Annotated in this window: 19 protein-coding genes and 4 pseudogenes; 14 read left to right on the forward strand and 9 right to left on the reverse strand. The window is 67.8% G+C overall.

Annotated features, from left to right (window positions below):
• Nucleotides 1-94: 94 nt before the first annotated feature.
• Nucleotides 95-1,519 carry an FG-GAP-like repeat-containing protein gene (locus FCH28_RS08405; protein WP_136739044.1) on the forward strand — a complete coding sequence of 475 codons (1,425 nt, stop codon included), beginning with the start codon at nt 95-97 and terminating at the stop codon, nt 1,517-1,519.
• 187 nt (nt 1,520-1,706) lie between these two features.
• Here the strand turns inward: FCH28_RS08405 and FCH28_RS08410 are convergent.
• Nucleotides 1,707-2,748, reverse strand: a pseudogene (locus FCH28_RS08410) (vWA domain-containing protein).
• A gap of 943 nt (nt 2,749-3,691) precedes the next feature.
• Between FCH28_RS08410 and FCH28_RS38495 the strand changes: the two are divergent.
• The 6 genes and pseudogenes from FCH28_RS38495 to FCH28_RS39055 form a co-directional block, all read left to right on the forward strand.
• On the forward strand, nt 3,692-4,462 hold the full coding sequence (locus FCH28_RS38495; protein WP_187363781.1) for a hypothetical protein: 771 nt from the start codon (nt 3,692-3,694) through the stop codon (nt 4,460-4,462).
• Nucleotides 4,463-4,670: 208 nt separating this feature from the next.
• Nucleotides 4,671-5,804, forward strand: a complete 1,134-nt coding sequence (locus tag FCH28_RS08420) for a chitinase (RefSeq protein ID WP_136739045.1) — start codon at nt 4,671-4,673, stop codon at nt 5,802-5,804.
• 642 nt (nt 5,805-6,446) lie between these two features.
• Nucleotides 6,447-6,593 carry a hypothetical protein gene (locus FCH28_RS37990; RefSeq protein WP_169314088.1) on the forward strand — a complete coding sequence of 49 codons (147 nt, stop codon included), beginning with the start codon at nt 6,447-6,449 and terminating at the stop codon, nt 6,591-6,593.
• Nucleotides 6,594-7,163: 570 nt separating this feature from the next.
• Nucleotides 7,164-8,219, forward strand: coding sequence for an alpha/beta fold hydrolase (locus tag FCH28_RS08425; RefSeq protein ID WP_222852397.1), 1,056 nt, complete (start codon nt 7,164-7,166; stop codon nt 8,217-8,219).
• Nucleotides 8,220-8,396: 177 nt separating this feature from the next.
• Nucleotides 8,397-8,807: a hypothetical protein gene (locus tag FCH28_RS08430; protein WP_136739047.1), complete on the forward strand. Its 411-nt coding sequence runs from the start codon at nt 8,397-8,399 to the stop codon at nt 8,805-8,807.
• Nucleotides 8,785-9,278 (forward strand): annotated as a pseudogene (locus FCH28_RS39055) (SAM-dependent methyltransferase); the annotation flags it as partial. The gene FCH28_RS08430 and the pseudogene FCH28_RS39055, both read left to right, overlap by 23 nt.
• Nucleotides 9,279-9,514: 236 nt before the next feature.
• Here the strand turns inward: FCH28_RS39055 and FCH28_RS08440 are convergent.
• Complete coding sequence (locus FCH28_RS08440) at nt 9,515-10,435, reverse strand: DMT family transporter (protein WP_246102571.1); 921 nt, start codon at nt 10,433-10,435, stop codon at nt 9,515-9,517.
• Nucleotides 10,436-10,487: 52 nt separating this feature from the next.
• Between FCH28_RS08440 and FCH28_RS08445 the strand changes: the two genes are divergently transcribed.
• Nucleotides 10,488-11,012: a MarR family winged helix-turn-helix transcriptional regulator gene (locus FCH28_RS08445; RefSeq protein WP_136739049.1), complete on the forward strand. Its 525-nt coding sequence runs from the start codon at nt 10,488-10,490 to the stop codon at nt 11,010-11,012.
• A gap of 216 nt (nt 11,013-11,228) precedes the next feature.
• Entirely contained in the window at nt 11,229-11,684 is a 456-nt protein-coding gene (locus tag FCH28_RS08450; protein WP_246102525.1) for a hypothetical protein, read from the forward strand.
• Between the two features lie 193 nt (nt 11,685-11,877).
• Here FCH28_RS08450 and FCH28_RS39845 read toward each other — a convergent pair.
• From FCH28_RS39845 to FCH28_RS08480, 3 genes and pseudogenes are all read right to left on the reverse strand, one after another.
• A pseudogene (locus tag FCH28_RS39845) lies at nt 11,878-12,877 on the reverse strand (IS630 family transposase); the annotation flags it as partial.
• Between the two features lie 75 nt (nt 12,878-12,952).
• The gene (locus FCH28_RS08475) at nt 12,953-13,684 is read right to left on the reverse strand and encodes a dienelactone hydrolase family protein (protein WP_136739051.1); all 732 of its coding nucleotides are present in this window, start codon (nt 13,682-13,684) and stop codon (nt 12,953-12,955) included.
• A gap of 499 nt (nt 13,685-14,183) precedes the next feature.
• Nucleotides 14,184-14,603 (reverse strand): hypothetical protein, encoded by a 420-nt coding sequence (locus tag FCH28_RS08480; RefSeq protein ID WP_136739052.1) that lies wholly within the window; start codon nt 14,601-14,603, stop codon nt 14,184-14,186.
• Between the two features lie 390 nt (nt 14,604-14,993).
• Here FCH28_RS08480 and FCH28_RS08485 point away from each other — a divergent pair, with 390 nt between their 5' ends.
• Complete coding sequence (locus FCH28_RS08485; RefSeq protein WP_246102527.1) at nt 14,994-15,665, forward strand: hypothetical protein; 672 nt, start codon at nt 14,994-14,996, stop codon at nt 15,663-15,665.
• Between the two features lie 616 nt (nt 15,666-16,281).
• Here the strand turns inward: FCH28_RS08485 and FCH28_RS08490 are convergent.
• Entirely contained in the window at nt 16,282-16,500 is a 219-nt protein-coding gene (locus FCH28_RS08490) for an EF-hand domain-containing protein (protein ID WP_136739053.1), read from the reverse strand.
• Nucleotides 16,501-16,693: 193 nt separating this feature from the next.
• Here FCH28_RS08490 and FCH28_RS40040 point away from each other — a divergent pair, with 193 nt between their 5' ends.
• Nucleotides 16,694-17,368: a DUF4158 domain-containing protein gene (locus tag FCH28_RS40040; protein WP_246102575.1), complete on the forward strand. Its 675-nt coding sequence runs from the start codon at nt 16,694-16,696 to the stop codon at nt 17,366-17,368.
• On the opposite strand, the gene FCH28_RS08500 is transcribed toward FCH28_RS40040, so the two are convergent.
• The gene (locus tag FCH28_RS08500) at nt 17,347-17,643 is read right to left on the reverse strand and encodes a winged helix-turn-helix transcriptional regulator (protein WP_136739192.1); all 297 of its coding nucleotides are present in this window, start codon (nt 17,641-17,643) and stop codon (nt 17,347-17,349) included. The two genes, FCH28_RS40040 and FCH28_RS08500, sit on opposite strands and share 22 nt — an antisense overlap.
• A 139-nt stretch (nt 17,644-17,782) precedes the next feature.
• Here FCH28_RS08500 and FCH28_RS38500 point away from each other — a divergent pair, with 139 nt between their 5' ends.
• The 3 genes from FCH28_RS38500 to FCH28_RS08515 all read left to right on the forward strand — a co-directional run bounded on the left by FCH28_RS38500 (nt 17,783) and on the right by FCH28_RS08515 (nt 19,270).
• The gene (locus tag FCH28_RS38500; protein ID WP_187363783.1) at nt 17,783-17,986 is read left to right on the forward strand and encodes a hypothetical protein; all 204 of its coding nucleotides are present in this window, start codon (nt 17,783-17,785) and stop codon (nt 17,984-17,986) included.
• Entirely contained in the window at nt 17,979-18,290 is a 312-nt protein-coding gene (locus tag FCH28_RS08510; protein ID WP_136739054.1) for an EthD family reductase, read from the forward strand. The genes FCH28_RS38500 and FCH28_RS08510 overlap by 8 nt, the downstream gene beginning before the upstream one ends.
• Nucleotides 18,291-18,400: 110 nt before the next feature.
• Complete coding sequence (locus FCH28_RS08515; protein ID WP_136739055.1) at nt 18,401-19,270, forward strand: PhzF family phenazine biosynthesis protein; 870 nt, start codon at nt 18,401-18,403, stop codon at nt 19,268-19,270.
• A gap of 351 nt (nt 19,271-19,621) precedes the next feature.
• On the opposite strand, the pseudogene FCH28_RS08520 reads toward FCH28_RS08515, so the two are convergent.
• Together FCH28_RS08520 and FCH28_RS08525 are read right to left on the reverse strand one after the other, a co-directional pair.
• Nucleotides 19,622-20,373, reverse strand: a pseudogene (locus tag FCH28_RS08520) (IS5 family transposase).
• Between the two features lie 36 nt (nt 20,374-20,409).
• On the reverse strand, nt 20,410-20,700 hold the full coding sequence (locus FCH28_RS08525) for a hypothetical protein (protein ID WP_136739056.1): 291 nt from the start codon (nt 20,698-20,700) through the stop codon (nt 20,410-20,412).
• Nucleotides 20,701-20,754 lie beyond the last annotated feature (54 nt).

A 20,754-nucleotide genomic window follows, 5' to 3' on the forward strand; every position in this document is an offset into this window, starting at 1 on the left:
GTTGATTCGTAATCTATTCCGGCACAACCTTCTGTACGGCCGGTCTGTCACACCCCAGAACGATCGATCATCCTCGCTCTTCTGGGAGACACTGTTGCGCATAAGAACCATCGCAGCGATCGCCACGGTGACGGGCCTGGCCGCCACGGGCCTGACACTGCCGCTTGCGGGGCCCGCCGAGGCCGCCCCGACCACGCGTGCCGACTTCAATGGCGACGGCTATGACGACGTTGCGGTCGGTATGCCGAAGGCGACCGTGGACGGCAAGGCCAAGGCGGGGTATGTGAACGTGCTGTGGGGCAGCGCGAACGGTCCGGCCAAGTCCACCGTCGTCAGCCAGTCCACCACCGGGGTGCCGGGCACCTCCGAGGCCGGCGACCTGTTCGGTACGGCCGTGGCCATCTCCGACCTCAACGGTGACGGCTACAGCGACCTGGCCGTCTCCGCCTCGGGCGAGTCCCTCACCAGCTCCACCACCGAGCACCATGGCACCGTCACGGTGGTGTGGGGTTCCGCGTCCGGCTTCACCAAGGGCGGCCTCACCGCCGCCAAGGGCGACTCGGAGTTCTCCAAGCTCGGCGGGAAGATCGCGGCCGGCGACTTCGACCACGACGGTGACCAGGACCTGGCTCTGAGCGCCTCCGGTGAGGAGGGTGGCAGTACGCGGATGCGTCCGGGCCCGTTCACCTCGGGCTCGTCGACCAGCACCCAGCTCGTCGACGGGTACGCCTTCGGTGGCGCCCGTGCCCTGGCCGCCGGTGACTTCGACGGCAACGGCACGGACGACTTGGCGGTCACCTTCAAGGGCGTGGAAAGCTCCGGTACCCGTGTCTACAGCCGGACCTCGGGCGCCTGGTCGACCACGTGGAGCACCAGCGACTACGGCAGCGCGATCGCCACCGGCGACTTCGACGGCGACCACACGGCGGACCTGGCCATCGGCCTGGTCCAGCCCAACCCGGAGGCCGACGGCACCTTTTGCGAGGACCGCCTCGGCGGTGCGATCGCGGTCGTCTACGGCAAGGAGGGCACCACGCTGGGCGGCAATGTCGCCTGCACCACGCAGTCCTCGCCGTACGTCGGCGGCACCGCCGAGGCCGAGGACGACTTCGGCGCGTCCCTGTCGGTGGCCAACCTCGACCGGGACAACATCGATGAACTCATCGTCGGTGTCGGCCACGAGGCCGTCGGCTCGAAGACGAACGCGGGCTCCTATCTGTGGCTCGCCGCGAGCCACACCGGTGTGATGACCGGCCCCTCCTTCAGCCAGGACTCGGCCGGCGTGCCCGGCACCGCCGAGACGGGCGACCTCTTCGGCGCGGCCGTCTCGACCGGGGACTACAACGGTGATACCTACCCGGACATCGCGATCGGCGCCCCCGGCGAGAACAGCAAGTCGGGCGGCGTCTGGTTCGACCCGTCCAGTGAGGAGGGCACCCCGCCCCCGATCACCGCGGTGACCCCTGCCGGTCTGGGGCTCAATGGCGCGGTTGAGTACGGCGGCGTACTGGGCCGCTAGGCGACCGGACCGGGGCCGCTGGCCTTTTGCTGGCGTGCCCCCGCAAGCCGTCCCAAGCCGCTGCGTGCCAGCTGCCAGCTGCGAGCTGCGTGCTGTGAGTTGCCGGGTGGTGGTTTTGCCTGGGTGGGTTCGCCGGCCTGTGTTGACTGCCCCCGCCGGTCAGACCGGCGGGGGCAGTTCAGGTGTGTCAGAGCATCAGCAGTAGCCGCGTGTGCGGTACCAGCTTCCGGTTCACGCTGGTGCTCTGTACAAAGATGGTGAAGTCGTCGTTGTGGTCGGGCTTGACGCGGACTTCCTGGTCCGGCAGGCCGAGCAGGGCTCGGGCCTCCGGTCCGGTGTAGACCCGGTCTGTTTTCTTCTCCAGCACCGCAATTTGCTTCTGCGCCTGGACTTTCTCCGACTTGCTGAGCTGGTAGAAGGCGCAGCCGGTGCGGTAGGTGTGTCCGCATTCGACGACCCAGTTTCGGATTGTCGCTTCGCGAGCCACGGGGATCAGTTGGTACTTGGAGGGGTTTACCGGGGTGAGCCCGGCGGCCTTTATGGTGTCCTTGTTGACGGCCTCGGCGCCCGTGGAAAATACACGCTCGTGATCCGCGGACGCCGCGGGCGCGGCCCACCATGAAATTCTCGGTTGCCTGCTGGATGACCTGCCCGGCCTCCTCCAGACCCCGTGTGCTTGTGGCGTCCCAGATGGCGATGTTGTCCTTCGGGAAACCGCACTGCATGGCCTCGCGCTTGCCCATCTGGTCCGGTACGAGGACGGCCAGTGTCCAGTTGTCTTCCTGCGTCTCGATCATTGTGGCCACGGCCTGCACCAGTTCACGGGGATTGCCGGCAGGGGAGTCCACGCAGCGGTGACTTGCGTTTTCCTGCCCGTCGGTCAGTACGAACGTCAGGAAGCTGTGGTCGCCGTAAAGTTGAGCGGTCTGCGCCAGCTCCCGCTGCGAATTCAGTGTGGCCGCCAGCAGAGCTGTCATTCCTCCAACCTGGTACAGCTGCTTCAGGGATGGCATCCGCAGCACGTCCTTGTCGTAGATGACGCACTTCACCTTGTCCGCGAAGACGTACACCGTGACGCGGGTTTCCTGGTCGAGTTCCTTCGATCGGCGCGCCAGGTAGGCAATCTGCTGGTCGGCGACTTCGACGACCTTGCGGCTCAGGTGTGACATGGACGAACTGGCATCCAGTACAAGAGCGACGTGATTGATGTAGTTCTGGCTTCCGGACATAACTGCTCCCCCTCTTCCGACTTGGTGTACTCAGCCTCTCACCCACCACTGACAATCGATCTTGGATCCAGGCGGAGGCAGATACGGAGGCCTGAACTCCACGAGTGGACGTCCCCCGGCCTGTGCCTTCACCCGTGCCGTATCAGCGGGCTGTCCAGGCGAGAGCCGACCGCCTGAACCGGGTGCTCCGCACGGGGGCGGGAAGCGGCCCGCAGGCCGCACGGTGGGCGGGGGCCAGTCCGCAGGCCGCACCACGGTTCACCAAGACGCGGCAAGCGGCCGCAGGGTGCCACATCTGCCACCGGGGCCGGCACGCCACGTCTGCCGTTGGTCCAGCACCCTGGCGTCGCGCGAATCGGCCGGCGCTTCCACCCGCCAGGACACCTGCCGGGGTCGTGCTGAAACCCTCTGAGCTCAAGGCCCTGGGCAGCTCGGCGGGCAGCTGCTGTGCCCGCTCCGGCAGCACTTCTCTCCACGTGTCCTGCACCCCGCGACTCGCGTCCCGCGGCACCGCGACCATCCCGGCCGCCGGCGCCCCTCTCCACTGTCGCGGCCACCGACACCCCGCACCGGCACTCCCAAAGGTCGCCCCGGCAGCAACCCCGAATCCGCGACTTCTTTGGGAGCGGGTGGCCGGCCATCAACCGGGCAAGCCGGGGTTCGGCGGGGCGTAGTGCCATACCAGGGGCGCATCGGCATACCTCGGGCCTGGAGAGGGGGCAGGGTGGGCCGGACATCGCTGCGTGAGTAGGGTGGTCCGCCACCCAGGGGGCTGGGGCGGCGACCGGAGGAAACGGACAACCGCATGGACTACTGCGTTGGATGCGGGAGCTATCTCGGCGGAGCAAAGGCGTGTCCGGAGTGTGCCGGCGCGCACGCTGGCGCAGCCACTGGGAGCCCCCCACCACGGCCGCACCCCCTCTACCAGAGCCGCCTCCCGCTGATGCCCGAGCCACCGGGCTACGAGCACACGGGAACGCACGGGTACGACGGGGGTTTTGAGGCTCCGCACGCCTACGAGCAGACGCAGGCGTACGAGCCGATGGAGTCCTACGAGGCAGGCCCGCTTCCCGAACAGGACGGCGAGCCCGGACCCGGCCCGGCCGACCCGGACCTCGACTCCGGCGCAGCCACCGGCTATGCCGCTGCGGGTGCGGGTGCGGGTGCGGGTGCGGGTGCGGGTGCCGGTCCCGGTGAGAGTGACGGTGATGGTGACGGCACCGACGGGTACGCCTCCCGTCGGACGTCGGCGACCCGCCGCCGTGGCAAGGGCCCGCGCCGGGCACGACGACGCAAAAACGGGAGGGCCAGGCTGGCCCTCGGCGTCGCGGGCGGGATCGTACTGGTCGGTGTCGTCGCGACAGGCCTGTCTGGGGAACTGCTGCCCACCGGGCTCACGCCCAGCAAGGAGACGGAGTCACAGGCGTCGGCCACCCCCGTCGACGCGTCCGCCACCGCGCACCCCTCACCCGGCGAGACCGCGGAAGGGTCGGCTCGTCCGTCGCATTCCGCGAAGCCGTCCGCATCAACATCGCACGCCGTGTCCCACTCGGCGGTTCCCGTATCCGCGACCACGGCGCCGCCCGCCGCCACCCGGGCCACGACCAAGGAACCGCCCCAGCCGGCGCCGTCGCCCACGAACGCGGGGACGAAGCCGACGCCCACACCCCGCCCCACGCGGCCGCCGTCCTGCTTCCTCTTCTGGTGCTCCTAGACGACCGCCCGAGTCGCCGGTGACGTCGCTCACCTGTGCGGGTCCTGCGGCGCGGGGCGGGTACGAGGATCATGGGTGAGGCGCTGAAGCAGCCGTCCTTGGCGGCGTCGGGTCCGTCGGTTCCGCCGTCCGCCGCCGCGCGGGTGCTGCTTCGCGCCGCACACCACACCGCTCCACTCCATCACGGCATGAAGGATGCAGTTCGACGATGACGAACCCCGCCGACGTACCCGCCGTCCGCCCGAGCCGTCGTTCGATACGGACCGCCACGGTGATGGCGACGGCTGCGGCGCTCGCCGTGGCGCTGCTCGCCGGATGCTCGACCGACGTCCAGCACAAGCCCGGTCACCCACGACCGACGCCCTCCCCGCACGCGAGCCACAAGGACCGGGCCAAGCCCGAAGCTCCCAAGCCAACACCCACCCAGCACCCGAGCCCTTCGCCCACCCCTGAGCCGGCGGGCTTCTCGCCGTACGTGGACACCTTGCTCAAGCCCTCGTTGGACCTCCTCAAGGGCGCCCAGGAAACTGGGGTGAAGGAGTACACCCTGGCCTTCGTCTCCCCGGGGGGCGGCTGCGTGCCCAAGTGGGGCGGCCGGCAGCCGCTGGACGCCAACCCGGTGGCACGGCAAGCAGACCGGCTTAGGGCCCGGGGCGGCAACGTACGCGTGTCCTTCGGCGGACAGAGCGGCAACGAACTCGCCAGGGCCTGCGGCTCGGTGGACGCGCTGATGAAGGCATATCGCACGGTCATCGACACCTACGATCTCACGAAGGTCGACTTCGACCTGGAAGGCCCCGCTCTGACGGACACCCGAGCCAACGAGCTCCGCGCCCGGGCCGTCGCACGGCTCCAGCAGCAGCGCAGGAACCTGGACGTCTCCTTCACCCTCCCCGTGATGCCGTCGGGTCTGAACCGGCACTCCGTCGCTGCGCTGGCGGCCGCGAAGAAGTACGGGCTGCGAGTGTCCACCGTCAACATCATGGCCATGGACTACGGCACCTTCTACGACGGCGACATGGGCGCCTACGCCATCGCCGCCGCCACTGCCACCCACAAGCAGCTCAAGACGGTGCTGGGCATCCGGGACGACGCCACGGCATGGCGGACCGTCGCCGTCACGCCCATGATCGGTGTCAACGACGTCAAGGGCGAAGTCTTCACCACCGCCGACGCGGCGCAGCTCAAGAGGTTCGCCGACTCCAAGGGACTCGGCCGGCTGTCGATGTGGTCGGTCACCAGGGACAAGCCCTGCGCCAAGGGTGGCGAGGCGAAGGCGTTGGCGACCTGTTCGAGCATCGGCAAGGGCGCGAACGCATTCGCCCGCATTTTTGCCGGCTGACCCACAATCCAGACGGCGCTGTTCAGCCCCGTCGGCGGCTCCGGTCGGTCCTGTCCGCGCGCCGCAGACGTCCACGCCTGACCCGGACTGGGTCCGACGCACGCCGCGATGGGCCCAGGTCTGCCGGGCGCAGGTACCGCGCTGGCGCAACGGCCGTTGACGGCAACGCCGGCCATGAATGCTCCCGCCCTGATCGGGCGGGCAGACCGTGCTGGTGTGTCGGAGAGACTGGCCGCACTCCGTCTCGCTGCCATCCTCGCCATCCTCATCACCGCGCTGAGGAAGAGGCAGGCCCGGTAGGGCTCTGGATGCGCTTGGCCGACTTCGGTGGCACAGGACAACGGTGTCTTGTGCCACCGAAGTTTGAGCACGTGCCATCGAACGTTGAGCAACGGAAGTTCGTGACACCTAATGAGGCACTTATCGCCTCCCCAACTATTGACACATAAAGTATGCAAACGGCTACCATCAGTCGCGTAAGGGATGCGCAGCCGCGCAGCCCGACCCCCTACACCTCTCATGCCCCACCCGCTACGGGTCCACAAGCGCCCCGGAGCAGATCTGCTACCGGGGCTCGCCGAGGAGAAGGGGGCCGGGATGCATGACGGCTGGACCGGGGTCGCGATCGGGGTGATTGGAAGTGTGACGTTCGTAGTCACCTACGCCCTGCACGTGATGTCCGGACTGGCGGAGAGGACGGCCAGGACCGTCCGCGCGCTGAAGACCGCCAAGGCGGAAATCAAGCGCCCCGCCAAGGATGACAACGACACGGGTAACAACGCCCAGTAGTCGGGACGGCCCCCGCAAGCATCCCGCGGGGGCCGTCAACTCGTTCTGGGCCGCCAGTAGTTCTCGTAGAGCGTCCTGCGCCCTGGGGTTGCCGCGCCAAGCGGCGCCCCCAAGCCACGACCTGCCGTGAATGGCTCAGCCTTCTATGGCACAGGACAAACGGCTGTGACTGAGTGCTTCAGCTGGCGGACATCGCCAACTGAAGCACTTATCCAACACATCAAATTTGTCAAGTAGGGGTGTCTTGAACGGTTGTGTCACGCGCCCCAATTGGGGCGCGTGACACAACCGTTTCCCCCAAACGCCCGCACTCGCCGTGCGCGCCGGGCGCGTCCCCCTGCACAACCCTCGCCTGCTCTGGTCAACCGAGCACTGCGGGCGCAGTGTGTTGATCACCGGTGAGCCCGCACGCGCGGGAGCGCTCCTCCCGATGGCTGCTGGAGCCCTCGGGATGGTAGGGGGCAGGCCTGTGGCCTGCATGTTTCTGTCTTCGGCTCAGCTCAGCAGCCCCTGGCTGCCGTACTACGGAATGTTGAGGCACATGTGACCCGATTTCGAAATAGCGTGCGAGTGCGGTGTGTTCTCGGGCTGGCCGCGCTGCTGGCGGTGTGTGTGCCCAGCGGGGCAGCGCAGGCAGCGCCGGCCTCGTGCCAGGGCGCCGACATCCCCGTCACCGGTGTCGTGTCGGCGACGATGCACGGCACCCTGTGCGTGCCCGCGGGTGGTACGGCCGACACGGTGATGGTGCTGGTGCCCGGAGGGACGTACAACCACACCTACTGGGACTTCCCGTACCAACCCGAGACGTACAACTTCCGCCAGGCCATGAACGGTGCCGGCTATGCCACCTTCGTCGTGGACCGGCTTGGAACCGGCGCGAGCTCACGCCCGCCCAGCATCCTGGTCACCGCGTCCGTCCAGGCCGGGGCCGTGCACCAGGTGATCCAGGCACTGCGCGGCGGCCGGATCGGCGGCACGGACTTCCGCAAGGTCATCCTCGGCGGCCATTCGCTCGGCTCGCTGATCAGCGTCATCGAAACGGGCACCTACAACGACGCGGACGCCGTGGTGCTCACAGGCATCACCCACCGGATCGTCGCCCAGAATCTCGTGGACATCTTCACCTCGTCCCTCTACCCCGCGGCCCTGGACCCGGCATTCGCCGGAAAAACCTACGACCCGGGGTACCTGACCACGAGGCCCGGCACCCGGGGCACCGACTTCTACGCCCCCGCGACCACCGACCCCGCGGTGCTCGCCACGGATGAGGACACCAAGGACGTGTTCAGCGCGGCCGAGGCGGCCGACGGTCTCGGTGTGGCCGCACTCCTGCCGTACTCCCGTCAGATCCAGCACCCGGTCCTGCTCGCCGTCGGCGACCAGGACCGATTCTTCTGCGACTCCCTGGCCGGCAACTGCGCCAGCGCGGCGACGCTCAAGGCCCAGGAGGACCCGTACTTCGGATCTGCGGCCTGCCTGCACACATACGTTCAGCCCGGGGCGGGCCACGACCTGAATCTGGCCACCAACACCGTCCCGTACCAGCGGGCGGTACGGGACTGGGCCGACACATTCGTCGGAACGGGGCCCGAACCGGTCACGCCGCCCGCCAAGGCCTGTGTCTAGGGGGCTTTAATGGTTGTGTCACGAAACCCAATTGGGGCGCGTGACGCAACCATTGAAGACACCCCAAGTAGTTGAGCTTTTGCCCTGGTTGACCTCGACGATCGGCAGCAGGGATGCTGACGGCGGGATGTTCAGTTCCCGTGCCGTCGGGCCCGATGACGTCGGCACATCGGCGAGGTGTTCGAGCAGGTCGTCGAGGGCGCCTTGGCCGTCCTCGACGCCAGCGTGTTCTTCGTCTTAGGTACTGCCGCCGCGTTTGCCGTGCCGCAGGCGGTGGATGCCCTGCAACCGGCGGTGGGCGGCCCTCCGTACGCGTGGGCCGTCACCGCCTGTGCGGTCGCCTATGGGGGCACGGCGGCGGCCTATGCGGTCGCCTCGGTGCCCGTGGCGGGGCCGGTGGTCGTGCAGCCGGGTGCGTCGGCCACTCGGCGTTCCTGGCGTACGGCGGCCGTAGCGGCAATGGCGCTGTTCGTGACCGCGGTGGGCTGTGGAGTGCTGGCTCTGGCCTACCCGTCGTGGGCGCAGGTGTGGCAAGTGGCCAGCGCGGTTTCCGGTGTTGCCAGTGCCGCCGCTGCCGTTCGCGGATGAAGCCTTCGACCTGGTGGTCGGGTGTCACCCGGTGGCCACCTGGTGGGAGGAGGTCGCTTGTGTCCTGCAACCCGGCGGCACGTACCTCTCCCAGCAGGTCGGCCCGTCCAGCGTTCTCGGGCTCGTTGAGTAGTTCCTTGGACCGCAGTCACCTGAGCCGCGAGGCAAGCGCCGCGCAGACGACGCCGTGCCGCTACTGAGGCCGCCGGCTTGTCTGGAGGTCCTCGGCCTGCGCTCGGAGTCCTTGCGTACCGAGTTCTTCGATGTCGGCGCGGTGATCTACTTTCTGCGGAAAGCGATCTGGATGGTCCCCGGGTTCACCGTCTACCAGTACCTACCAGTACCAGTGCCTACCAGTACCAGTACCAGTACCGGGACCGGCTCAGGCAGCTGCACGACTGTATCCGGAGCGGCGGCCCCTTCGTAGCATGCACCACGCGCTTCCTTGTCGAAGCCCGCGAACCCTCCTGATGTAGGCGTCTGTTGGTCTGTGCTGATCGCGCCTGATGGGCAGCCGTCAGGGATTTCTCGAACACGCCGGGTTGGGTGGGGCGGCGGCTGGCACGGCCCTGGCGGAGCCTCGACATGGTGCTTCTCATGGGTATCGGGGCCGGCCGACGAGGCCGGCGCCGGCTCCAGCAGCCGCATGTTCCCTCGAAGCCGCTCGACAGTAGTTGTCCATGGGTTTGCTCCCCTGTCCCTGGTCCTCACCGGGGATGGCAGGTTGAGGACTCGCGGGCGGGATGCTCGTCGGGTAGAGGTTGGAGGGGAGTCTGACTCCTGCTGCGTCGGCCCGCGCGTGTGGGCCGGCCCAGGACGACTCCGGCCAGGACGAGTGCCAGCCCGCACACTTGCTGTACGGTCAGCACCTCTCCGGCGACTGCTGTGCCGAGCAGCACGCCGGTAACGGGGTTGAGCAGTCCGACCAGGCCCACTGTCCCTGCGGGCAGATGCCGCAGCCCGGTGAACCAGGCCGCAAAGGCCAGCGCGGTGGCGACCAGGGTGACGTAGCCGCAGGCGAGGAGCGCCGGTGTGGAGAGTGCGGGCGGAGGACCCTCCACGGCTGCGGCGACCGGCAGCAGGAACAGTCCTCCTGCGGTGAGCTGCCAGGCGGTCGAGGCGAGCACATCGGCACCGGTGTTCCATCGCTTGGTCAGGATGTAACCGAAGGACGACACGAGCATGGCTGCGGCCGAGGCGAGGATTCCCGGTACGCTCACCCCTCCCGCCCCTGTGAGCAGCATGAGACAGACCCCGCCGAGCCCGATCGCGGCGCCGGCCAGGTGCGCGAGGCCGGGGCGCTCGGATACCAGGGCCCAGGCGATGAGCATCATCGCCAGCGGGGACACCGCCATGACGGTCGAGGCGATGCTCGTCGGGAGCAACTGGGAGGCGGCATAGACGAGCACGAAGAACACGCTCACGTTGAGCAGCCCGAGCACCGCGGACCGCCACCACCAGGCGCCGTGCGGTCGCTGCCTGCACAAGCCCAGCAGGACGAGGCCGGCGGGCAACGCCCGCAGGGCCGCCCCGTACAGCGGGCGGTCCGGCGGCAGGAATTCATGGGTGACGAAGTAGTTGGCTCCCCAGGCCACCGGCGCGACAGCGGTCAGTGCGACCCACCGCATATTAGCTTCCATGGAAGACAATATATCTTCTGGGGAAGCTATTATGGTGTCCATGGATGACCCGCAGCCCCTGGACCGCGTAGCCCGCATCCAGGCCGACTGGCGCCGCGAACGGCCCGACATCGACATCGCTCCGCAAGGCGTGATCGGCCGACTGCACCGCCTGGCCGACCAGCTCACCGAGGAACTCTGCCTCGTCTACGGACGCTACGGACTCAGCGAGGGGGAGTTCGACGTCCTGTGCGCACTGCGCCGCGCCGGTGAGCCCTACGAACGGGCACCCGGCGAACTCGCCGCCCACACCATGGTCACCACCGGCGCGATGACGAAGAGAATCGACCGCCTGGAGCGCGCCGGACTCGTCACCCGCCGCCGTTCCGACGACGACCAGCGCGGCCGGATCGTCGCCCTCACCCGGCCCGGACGCGAACTCATCGACCGGGCGTTCACCGACCACATGCGCAACGAACGCCGCCTGCTGGACCTGTTGACACCCGCCGAGACCCAGGCACTCGAAGGGCTGCTCACAACCTGGCTCTCCCGCGTGGAAAATCCGCGTCCGTCCGACAGCAAGTGACCCACCGTCCCCATGAGATGGATGGGGTTCCGGCTCAACTTCTCTGCTGGGTGACGCTCTGTTATTGCTGGGCATCGAGCAGCGGGGCGGAAGGCGGAGGGCGAGGCACTGCGCGAAGGCGGTTGATGTCGGCGACCGGCGGACACGCCCGACCCAGCCGGCTCGCCATCGCGTCTCGTACGGTGAGTCAGAGCGTCCGCAACGACGGCGGTCGAGGTGCCCAACGCATATATCCTGCTGCGGGAGTTGCAGGTGTACGGGACGACCGGACGGGCCTTCAGGGGGTACTTGGTGCGCATGCGGAAGGGCGTCGTCCCAGCCCTCGCCCTAGTGGTGGTGGCGGTGGCGGCGACGGGGTGTTTCTCGTCCGAGGGCGGGGACGAGCAGCGGCTGACCGGGCTGCGGGAGAACTACTGCCTGAAGCTGGGGGCGTGGCAGAAGGCGCGGAACGCCGCCGGCACGATCACACCGGAGTCGTCGGCTCACGAGAAGGCCGGGCTCGCCGCTCAGGAGGCCTCCCTCGCGATGCAACCACTCAGGGACGAGAGCGTCAGCGGAGGTCGCACCTTGGGCGAGGAGACGGGGTGGGCGATCAATGACGGTGACTCCGAGGCGGAGGCGCGTGTCGTGCAGTACTGCGACGATGCCGGCTTCGAGACGCTGACCCGCTAGGTGTATTGATCACGAGCGTTGTTGACTGTGCCAGGTCTTGATCATGGTGAAGACCTCCGGCGTGGTGGAGCTGTCTAGGACTGCACCGCACGGAGGTCTTCGTGTATCACCGTAACGCCCGGCTGACGTCTTCGGCAGACGGCTGCTGGTTGACCGTGTCCGTTCCGGGCGCCCGAGCGGGCATGTCGCCGCTGAAGCGCAGGGCGGTGAACTGGGCCTCGATGCGGTTGAGCCAGGAGGAGTTGGTCGGGGTGTAGGCGATCTCGACGTTGTTCGCTGCGGCCCAGGTGCCCACCCGCTGGCACTTCTTCGTGGTCAGGTGCGGGGAGAAGTTGTCGCAGACGATCGCGATGCGGATCTCGGGCCGGTAGAGGGTGCGGGCGGTAGCGGCAGAACTCCAGGAACTGGGTACGTTTCTTGACCGGTTTGATGTGGCCGTAGCGCTTGTCCTTGGCCAGGTTCAGGGCGGCGAACAGGTGCCGGGCCCCGCCGTAGCGGTTGTAGGTAGCCCGCTGCCTACGGCGTGGTTCGCGGCCGGTGTCCTTGTGCCTGCCGCCCCGTTCGGCCCACTGCCACCCGGGGTGTGGCATCAGGTTGAGGGGACCGAACTCGTCCACGCAGAAGACCACTTCCGGTTCGTCGGCCTCGGGTATGACCTCTCCTCGGCGATCGCGTAGAGGTGCTCGACGCGGGCCTTCTTGGCGGCGTAGTCCGGGTCGCGGGAGGTCTTCCAGGTCTTCAGCCGTTGAAAGAAGACGCCTTCCTCGCGGAGCAGGATGCGCAGGCCCTCGTGGCTGGTGTCGTCGACCACCCCCTCGGCGACCAGGAAGTCCGCCAGCTTGGTCAGACTCCAGGTCGAGAACGGCAGGTCGTTCTCGGTCGGCTTGGACATGGCGATTTTCTTGATCTCGCGGCGTTCGGGCAGCGTGAACGTCTTGGGCCGGCCGCCGTGAGTACTTCGGATACTGCGAGTCGAAGCCGTCGGTGTTGAAGTTGTGGATCATGTCCCGCACCCGGTCCGCGCTGGTGAACGTCACCTCGGCTATCTTCGCCACCGGCATGCTCTGCGCGGACAGCAACACCATCTGGGCCCGCCGCCAGGTCACCACTGATCCGCTGCCTCTACGGATGATCCGCAGCAGCCGTCGGCCCTCATCGTCATCGATCTCCCGAACCTGAACTCTGTCGGCCACGCCGACCAGTGTTCGCTGAACGCGCCGATCGGGAACGGATCCCGATCGGCGCGTGGCGGACTGCAGGCAGCGCTGTCAGCCGAGGTGCCGGGTGAAGAACCGTAGTGTGCTGTCCAGTTCGAATGCCGGGATCTCCCCGTGCTTGCCAGGGTTGGCGTGCAGAGTCTTCTCAGCTGAGGTCAAGGCGTCGAACAGCGCCAAGCTCTGGGCCCGCGGCACTCGCTCATCGTCCCACTGCAGCAGGAACTCCACCGGGACGGTGATCCGCGCCGCAGCCTCGGCCGTTGCCAACGCCCCGCCCAAGCCCAGTACTGCCGCACGGACCCGAGGTTCGGCGGCTACGAATGGAACGCCGAGCCCGCAACCCAACGAGACCCCCCAGTAGCCCACCGGACCAGCACCGACGTGCTCAAGTTGCTGGACCGCGTCCAGGACCGTTCGCCATTCCGGGACGGTCTGGCGGGCTACGAGCGCCTGGAAGCCAGCGATCAGTGGAGCCAACTCTTCACCGGCCTCCACGCGAGCCTGGTTCTCGGTCGCGATCCGGTCGTACTCCTCATCCGTTGGCCGGTCACCATGGCCAGGCACGTCGACCGCCACCACCGCGAAATCGCACTCCGCCACGAAGCGGCGCGCACGGCCCAGGATGTCTGGAGCTTTCTTGTGCTGGCCGCCGCCGTGTCCCATCAGGATGAGGGGCCGAGCACCGGCGGCACCTACTGGCGTCCACAGCACACCGGGAATCTCACCGAGGGTGAAGAGCTGTTCGCAGACGCCGTCGGACGACGTCTCAGAGGTGAAGCGCATAGCGTTTCAAGCCTTTCGGGATGCCTTCTGCGGGCACTCCCTAGGCCATGCGAGAGAGGGAGCCCCGACCTGTCACAGCGTTGATCGGTCTCACCTCCTCAGTTCGCAGCAGCGCACAGCGACGCAGAACGTATCACGGAGGGCTCAACCGCGTCTGTGCAAGGTCATCAACAGTGCGAACGTTGCTTGATGCGGCACTAGGTCTATGTTGAGGTCGAGGTCAGGGGTGCGTGGGCGACCTGGTTATGGTCGTAGAAGAGCCAGGCCCCGCCGCCCGGGTCTGTAGGGGTTCACCATCCTGCGTATGAAGGCGGGCTTGCCGGCTGGTGCACCGAAACCTCAGTCCCGGGTCCACAGGCCAGCGGTTGGAAGAACCGTCGCACGGCCTCCGTCATGACGCGGGCCGCGTCCTCGCCAGCGGGGAGGTTTGCAGCCGACCTACCACCACAAGATGGCACCGAGCCCAGGCGAATCCGCATCGCGCTGCTGACCCACACGTCTATGACCGAGTAGCTACGGCAGCGATGCCGGACGCCCGCAGCTTCCGAGCCAGGAGTTCCATCTCAGGCAGAGTCCCCAGGTGGCCACCGTTCAGCACACGCCGCAGCACAGCCTTGGCATTCACCAGGTCGATGCCGAGTTCAGCGCGCAGCAACCGCATGATCACGACACTGTTCGCCGGCGGACTGATCACTTGCAGTTTCGCCGGTCCATGCTCGCAGAGCATCTGCTCCCGCCGTTCGCTCGGCAGGTCCCCACCACACACGGCGACCGCGAATCCGCAAGCGGAGCACGTTGACTCGACATCCCACCGCAAGCGGCCGTCCACGAGAGCCTGGACACCGCAGCACTCCAGCTGCGCACCGCATTCCTGGCACACCGCGGGGTAATGGACGGATTCGAAAACAGGCTGCTCCATGTCACCTCCAACGGGACGAGGTTAGACGACATGCTGAGTGCGTCTGGTTGAACGTGAAGGCTGGGGGCTGCCGTGGGGTAGCAAGTCAGGGCATGTATGAGAGTTGCCACGCCTGGCTGCATCGGTGCGTGTCGGCGTGCCCTGGACGTCAGCCTGTCGTTGAGGAGCCGCTACACCATAAGTCTGCCGGTGGGTGTTCAGGCCGCGTGGCTCTAGGTCGTGTCCGATGGGCCAGGGCCGAAAGGCCGCAGCGTCTGGCATGGCACCTCGCGGCGTTGCCGAACCGTCCTAGTAGCTCCGCTATCAGGCCGCTCCGGTGCCTTGCGATGCATTGCACCCGACGCCGAGGCTTTCCCGACCCTGACCCTCGGACAGGCCTAGGGTGGAGCGATGCCCGCGCTGATCGACCTCGCGTACACCACCGGTGGCGGCATCATCGGTGCTGCTGTGACCACCTACCTTGCCCGCAATCACGAGCGGCGACGCTTGCGTGCCGAGGTCCAGCAGCAGCTCCACCGGGTCGGTGCCGTACGGGACGGTGTGTGCGACATAGTGCCCAGTCCTGTCGCCGACAGACGTCGGCCCGTCCAGTACATGGTTGGCGAACGCCTGCTCGCCACCGGTGAGTTCGGGCTCTCGGCGCTGTTGGACGACGGCACCGACGCCGAGCGTGCGCTGCGCGCAGCACTCGAAGATCTCATCGTGGCCGCGCTCTCCGCCGGAATTCCCCGCAGAGTCCTCGACTTCGCGGGAGGCGGAGAGGAACGTGCCCTGCAGTGTGAGGTCATACGTCTCATCGACCTGCGCATCGGCGGCGTCCTGGGCGACGAGAACCTCGATGCGCTCATGGATGCGTGTGACGACTACCGCGAGGCAACCGTCCAACTTCTTCTGCAGGCGCTCTGGCACCCCTGGCAGAACCGGCTTCGCATGCGCGCCCGCATACGCACCTTGCGTGGGCAGGTAGCGGCCCTGCACCGCCGCCAGGAGACAGCTATCGCATTTCTGGCCCGGCCTGAGCACACCCGCGCTCTCGCCCAGCGCATCGCCTCCGCTCCGTAAGCCTTGTCACCCAGTAAGTGGATCTGCCGGTAGGTGATCAGGCGGCAGGCCGGTGGGAGGAGCGCTTGATGGATGGCGGCCCTGTGTTCCCAGTGGCCGCGAAGGCGCCGGAACCCGTCCGGTTAGGCGAACGCGCGCTCTTCCCCCCCCACCACGGGTATACACCAAGTCCGTTGCCGCGCCGTGTACTGCGTCGGGCGGTGGCAGGCCGGATGTCCCGGGCCCGTACCTGATCGCGGTAGATGTTGGGGGCGTAGCCGCGGTCGGCGATGAGCGAGGCCGGGCTTGCGGCGAGGCGTCCGACGCGGCCCGTGGAGGGGCGCAACAATTTATCCGCTGCTTGGCGTTTGATGCCGGGGCCGGGGCCGGGAGCGGGGGCTTGATCTGTGCTGGTCCGGGGTGGTGGTCGTGTCGGCCCAACTGTTGCGGCTGCGACGGGGATGGCGGCCCGACCCGCGTCCCTGACACGCCTCGCGGCGCCGGCGGATGGACGGTTCGGCGGCGACCACACCCTGGGATCGGCCCGATGTCGAACCGGGTCCGGCAGGCGCACGTGCCGGACCCGGCCGGGCATGTGTGCCGGACCTGGCGGGTCCAACTGCCGGGCCTGGCAGTGTCAGCTATTCATGGCCGCCCAGAATTCCTCGAAGGACATCTGGCGGTCGCCGTTGGTGTCGAGGGAGTCGATCAGTTCCTGGGCCTGCGCCTCGGTGATTTCCGAGCCCTCCAACTCCGCCACGACCTGCCGGTATTCGTCTGCGGTGACCTGGCCGTCCCCGTCGAGGTCGTAGCGCTCGAAGACCTTCCGCGCCGCTGTCTCCACGATGTCTGCCATGTGCTCTGCCCTTCCGTGATCTTCGCTGACCAGTCCAGAGTAACCTCAGCCCCGAGTGAGGCGGGCGTGCCCAGCCTGCCTGGCTGTTGCCGACCGAACTCGGGGTGTGACCCAGATACGCTCCAAACGGGCCATGGGATGATCTTGGCGGCGTGAGGGGCGCCACCGTCACCCGTTCAGCCCAGCGTCGTTGATGGTGACGTTGGGCTGTCGTCTGGGGCCGGGGTGGGCTGTGACCTCGATTGAGCGGACCGCGTATCCACGGTTCAAACAGCTGATCAGTGCGTATGAGCTGCACTTGTTCTTCGCGCCGAGTCGCGAGGAGGCGGCCTGGGCCGCGGAGAGCACGCACTCCGAGGGGCACCAGCTCGCGCTGCTGCCGGCGCTGAAGTCGTATCAGCGCATGGGGCGCTTCCCGAAACCGGAGGAGTATCCGGCGGCGGTGGTGGACTTCGTTCTCCGGGCGGTGGAGCTGCCGGAGGGCACGGTGCTGCCGACCTTGGCGGACAAGACCGCGAAGAACCATCGCAGCCTGGTACGCCGGCACCTGGACGCGCGGTACGAACCGGGTCGGGCGGGAGGTTGCCGAGGAGGCGATCCGGGCGGCGGCGGCATCGAAGAACCGCCCCGCCGACCTGATCAACATCGGGCACATCCGGCGCTTCGGCGAGTACTCCACCCACGAGCTCGGCGACGAGCCCGACGCGTACGACCCGCGCCTGGACGTCGACTTCACCCCTCTGCGCGGCGACGAGCCAGCAACCGAGGGTTTCTCGCAGGCCGCGTGAGCCCGTGTCCCGAGTCGGCGGCCGTCACATCACCGCTCCACCTGGTCGGGCGTGACCTTCACGTCTCCGTGGGCTCCTGATCGTTGTGTTCTTGCTCCTGCGCCCAGGCGATCGCCCATTCGTCGAGCGGACGAAGGGCATCACGGAGTGCTGTCCCCAGCCGAGTGAGCTCGTAGCCATCGGCCGAGGGCGCGATGATCCCGCTCGATGTGAGTTCGCGGAGCCGCTGGTAGAGGACGCTGGATGACAGCCCTTCGCACCGTCCCAGCAGCGCGCGGGCACCGAGCGGACCCGCACGCAGCTCCCAGAGAATTCGCAGCGCCCACCGACGGCCGAACAGGTCCATCGCGGCCATGACGGGACGGCCGGTCGTCGATCCACGAACCGGTGTTCCTGGGCGCGGCGTCGGCATGACCCTCCTTGCGTTTCTTTATTCGAAACACTAGCATCCATCCGGCGTTTCTGATTTCGAAACGAACTCGACGGGAGAGCCGATGTCGCGGATAGCCCTGCTGGAACCGCCGTGCAACGACCAGGCCGGCGCACTGCTCGCGCGCATGATGCCCGGGGACGCCCCGCCGATCGGGCTGTTCCGCATGTTCGCCAGAAACCTCCCGATGGCCGGCGCCATGCACGGGCGGGGTCGCTACGAGTTGGGCAGCCGGCTGACGTCCCTGGGCGGAGGTCGTCATGCATAGGTCGTTGGTCCTGTATTACGAGCCCGCCGACCCTGACCACTTCCGCGACTACTACGTGAACAACCACCTTCCGCTGGTCAAGAATTGGCCCGGCCCGCTTGCGTGGCGCTACAGCTTCGACGTGGCGGCGACCGAGGGAGAAGCGCCGTATTTCGCGGTCTTCGAAGCCGACTTCGCTGACGCCGCCGCCATGGCCGCGGCGCGGGCGTCGCCGCACGGCCAGCGGGTGGCCGCCGATGTCGTCAACTACGCCACCGGCGGTTTGGTCGTCATCCACTATCCGGTGCAGGACGGCACCGGCTGAGGCATGCCGGTACGCTCTGGGACGCGTTCGGTCGGCCGCTTAAGGCCAGGTCCGGCTAGCGGCGGACGCCGTTGGCGGTTGCCGGTTCGTTGAGCGTCAAAGGTGGGCCGATGTCCTGGCGGGATGTCACGGTGGTTGATGCGTGCGTGCGGCGTGACGGTCGGGGCGGTAGCCCCACGGCCGTCACCGACGACGACCCGGCGGCGACGGACGCTAACCGGCGTGCGCTCGCCGCTGCGGCCGGCACCTCGCACGCGGCGTTCCTCGGCCCGGGGCGGGCGGCGGACGGTGGCCGGCCGGTCCGGTTCTTCACCGCCACCGCCGAACTGTCCGGCTGCGGGCACGGCACCGTTGCCGCGCAGGCCGTCCGGTTGACCCGCACCGCGCTGGGCGAGCTGAACGACCGCCAACACACCGGCGGGCGCACGTTCGACACCGTCGCGATCCGCCGCCCCGCCGGCATCGAGGTGTGGTTCGACCAGGGCCTCGTCGCGCTGCGACACCCGGCACCGGACGAGCGCGCCGCGATCGTCGCTGCGCTCGGGCTCACCGCGGACGATCCGCATCCGACCGACTCGCCACGGATCGCCGCGCCCGGCGCACCACGCATGCTGGTACCGGTCCACGACAGGTCGGCGCTGCTCCGAGTCCGCCCACACCTCGGCAGGCTGACAGCGGCGTGCCGGCGGTACGGGCTCCTCGGCTGTTTCGTGTACGTACCGCCGGTGGGCGGCCGACCGGGTGCGGCGCGGATGTTCGCGCCGGCGATCGGTGTCGACGAGGACGTCGCCAACGCCAACAGCACCGGCTGCCTGGCCGCCCACCTGCTCGACACGACAGGGGCGCAGACGGTCGTGATCGAGGTGGAGCAGGGCGACACCCTCGGTCGACCGGCCAGCGTGCTCGCTTCGGCCCGACGCGGGCCGGCGGGCATCACGACCCGGGTCGGCGGGTTAGCGGTGGTCCGCGACGGACACTGAGGCGACGACTAGACCGTCCTCTTCTGCGATCCGCGCATGGGGCTGGGGCTGTCCGCTGCGGTCAAGCGTTGGCAGCCGGTGGCGGCCGCAGCCCCGACCGACGCACCGAGCCAGAGCCGGTCGAGACGATGACCGGCTCGCCGGAAGGGCGGCGGCCCGAACAAGAACGAAAAGGAGACGACAAGTAAGTACGAGTCGCACCAGTACCACGTGATCGGCCATCAACCCCGAGCCCCTGCCACAGATGTCGCCAGACCTGGCCGAGCTCTTCGAGGACGGACACTGATGTACGAGGTCCGCGACTCTCACAAATGACCATCTGTGAGAGTTCTGCGAGAGGCCGGTTCGTGATCACGTTTCCGCAGGTCGCCATTCGCAGATGCCCGCGACGTGCAGTCCGGCCAAGTAGATGGCCGCTGTCTTTCTCGTAGCGGGTGGCGATCCCGTGCCACTGTTTCAAGCGGTTGATGCACCGTTCGACGGCGTTGCGCTGCTTGTATGCCTCGTGGTCGAAGGAGGGTGGCCTGGCACCCAGGTTGCCCCGCCGCAGGCGGTGTCCGCGTTGGTCGGCCGGAACGGGGATGACCGCCTGGATGCCGCGCCGCTGCAGGTGTTCACGGATGGCTCTTGACGAATACGCTTTGTCAGCCAGGACGGCCTCTGGCCGGGTTCGGGGCCGTCCACGCCTTCGGGGAACGCGCAGAAGGGCCATCACGTCAGCGAAAGCAGGCGCGTCACCGGCCTGTCCGGCGGTGAGATGGGCGGTTTTTTTTGCGGGCTCCGGCCGCGTGCTGGTGAGCTCGCACGATCGTGGAGTCCACCGAGACAACCCAGTTCAACTCCTCGTCGGCGTCAGCCTGTGCCAGAAGCTCGGTGAACACCCCCTCCCGGGTGCCGTCTGCGCACCACATCCGCAGTCGGTTGTAGATGCCCCGCCAGTTGCCGTACTTTTCCGGCAGCTGCACCCACTGTGTCCCTGTCTGAAACTTCCAGGCGATGGCGTCGAGCACCTCTCGGTGGTCCCGCCACCGGCCGCCCCTCGTCGGTGGCCGGTTCGGAAGCAACGGCTCGATCTGCGCCCACTGGGCGTCAGTCAACGGCACACCCGGACAAACGAGCAGACGATCCGGAGGGAGCGACTACGTGTAGTCGGCGCCATCGATCTTGCCGGCAGCTGTCCACCAGGAGATCACTCGAGCAGCCATCGCTTCAGGATCCGACGGCAGAGGGGTGAGACCGAAGTGATCCTCCAGCTCGTCCCGCAGGAACTCGCCGATCTCCGTCTGACCGGCGCCACCACGGAGCCGCTGGAGGAGAGGGGCGAGCATGCAGTTGTATTCGTCCTGTACATCATCAGCGACGCCGATCGGATCCCACTCATTGAGCAGGTGCTGCAAGCCGTTCACGGTGACGTCGGTTCCAGGTTGCATCGCTCCAGGGTGCCACCCGGGATCCGCCGTGGTCACTCACCCCCATCATGATCC

Source organism: Streptomyces piniterrae, from assembly GCF_005048155.1.
GTDB classification, from domain to species: domain Bacteria; phylum Actinomycetota; class Actinomycetes; order Streptomycetales; family Streptomycetaceae; genus Streptomyces; species Streptomyces piniterrae.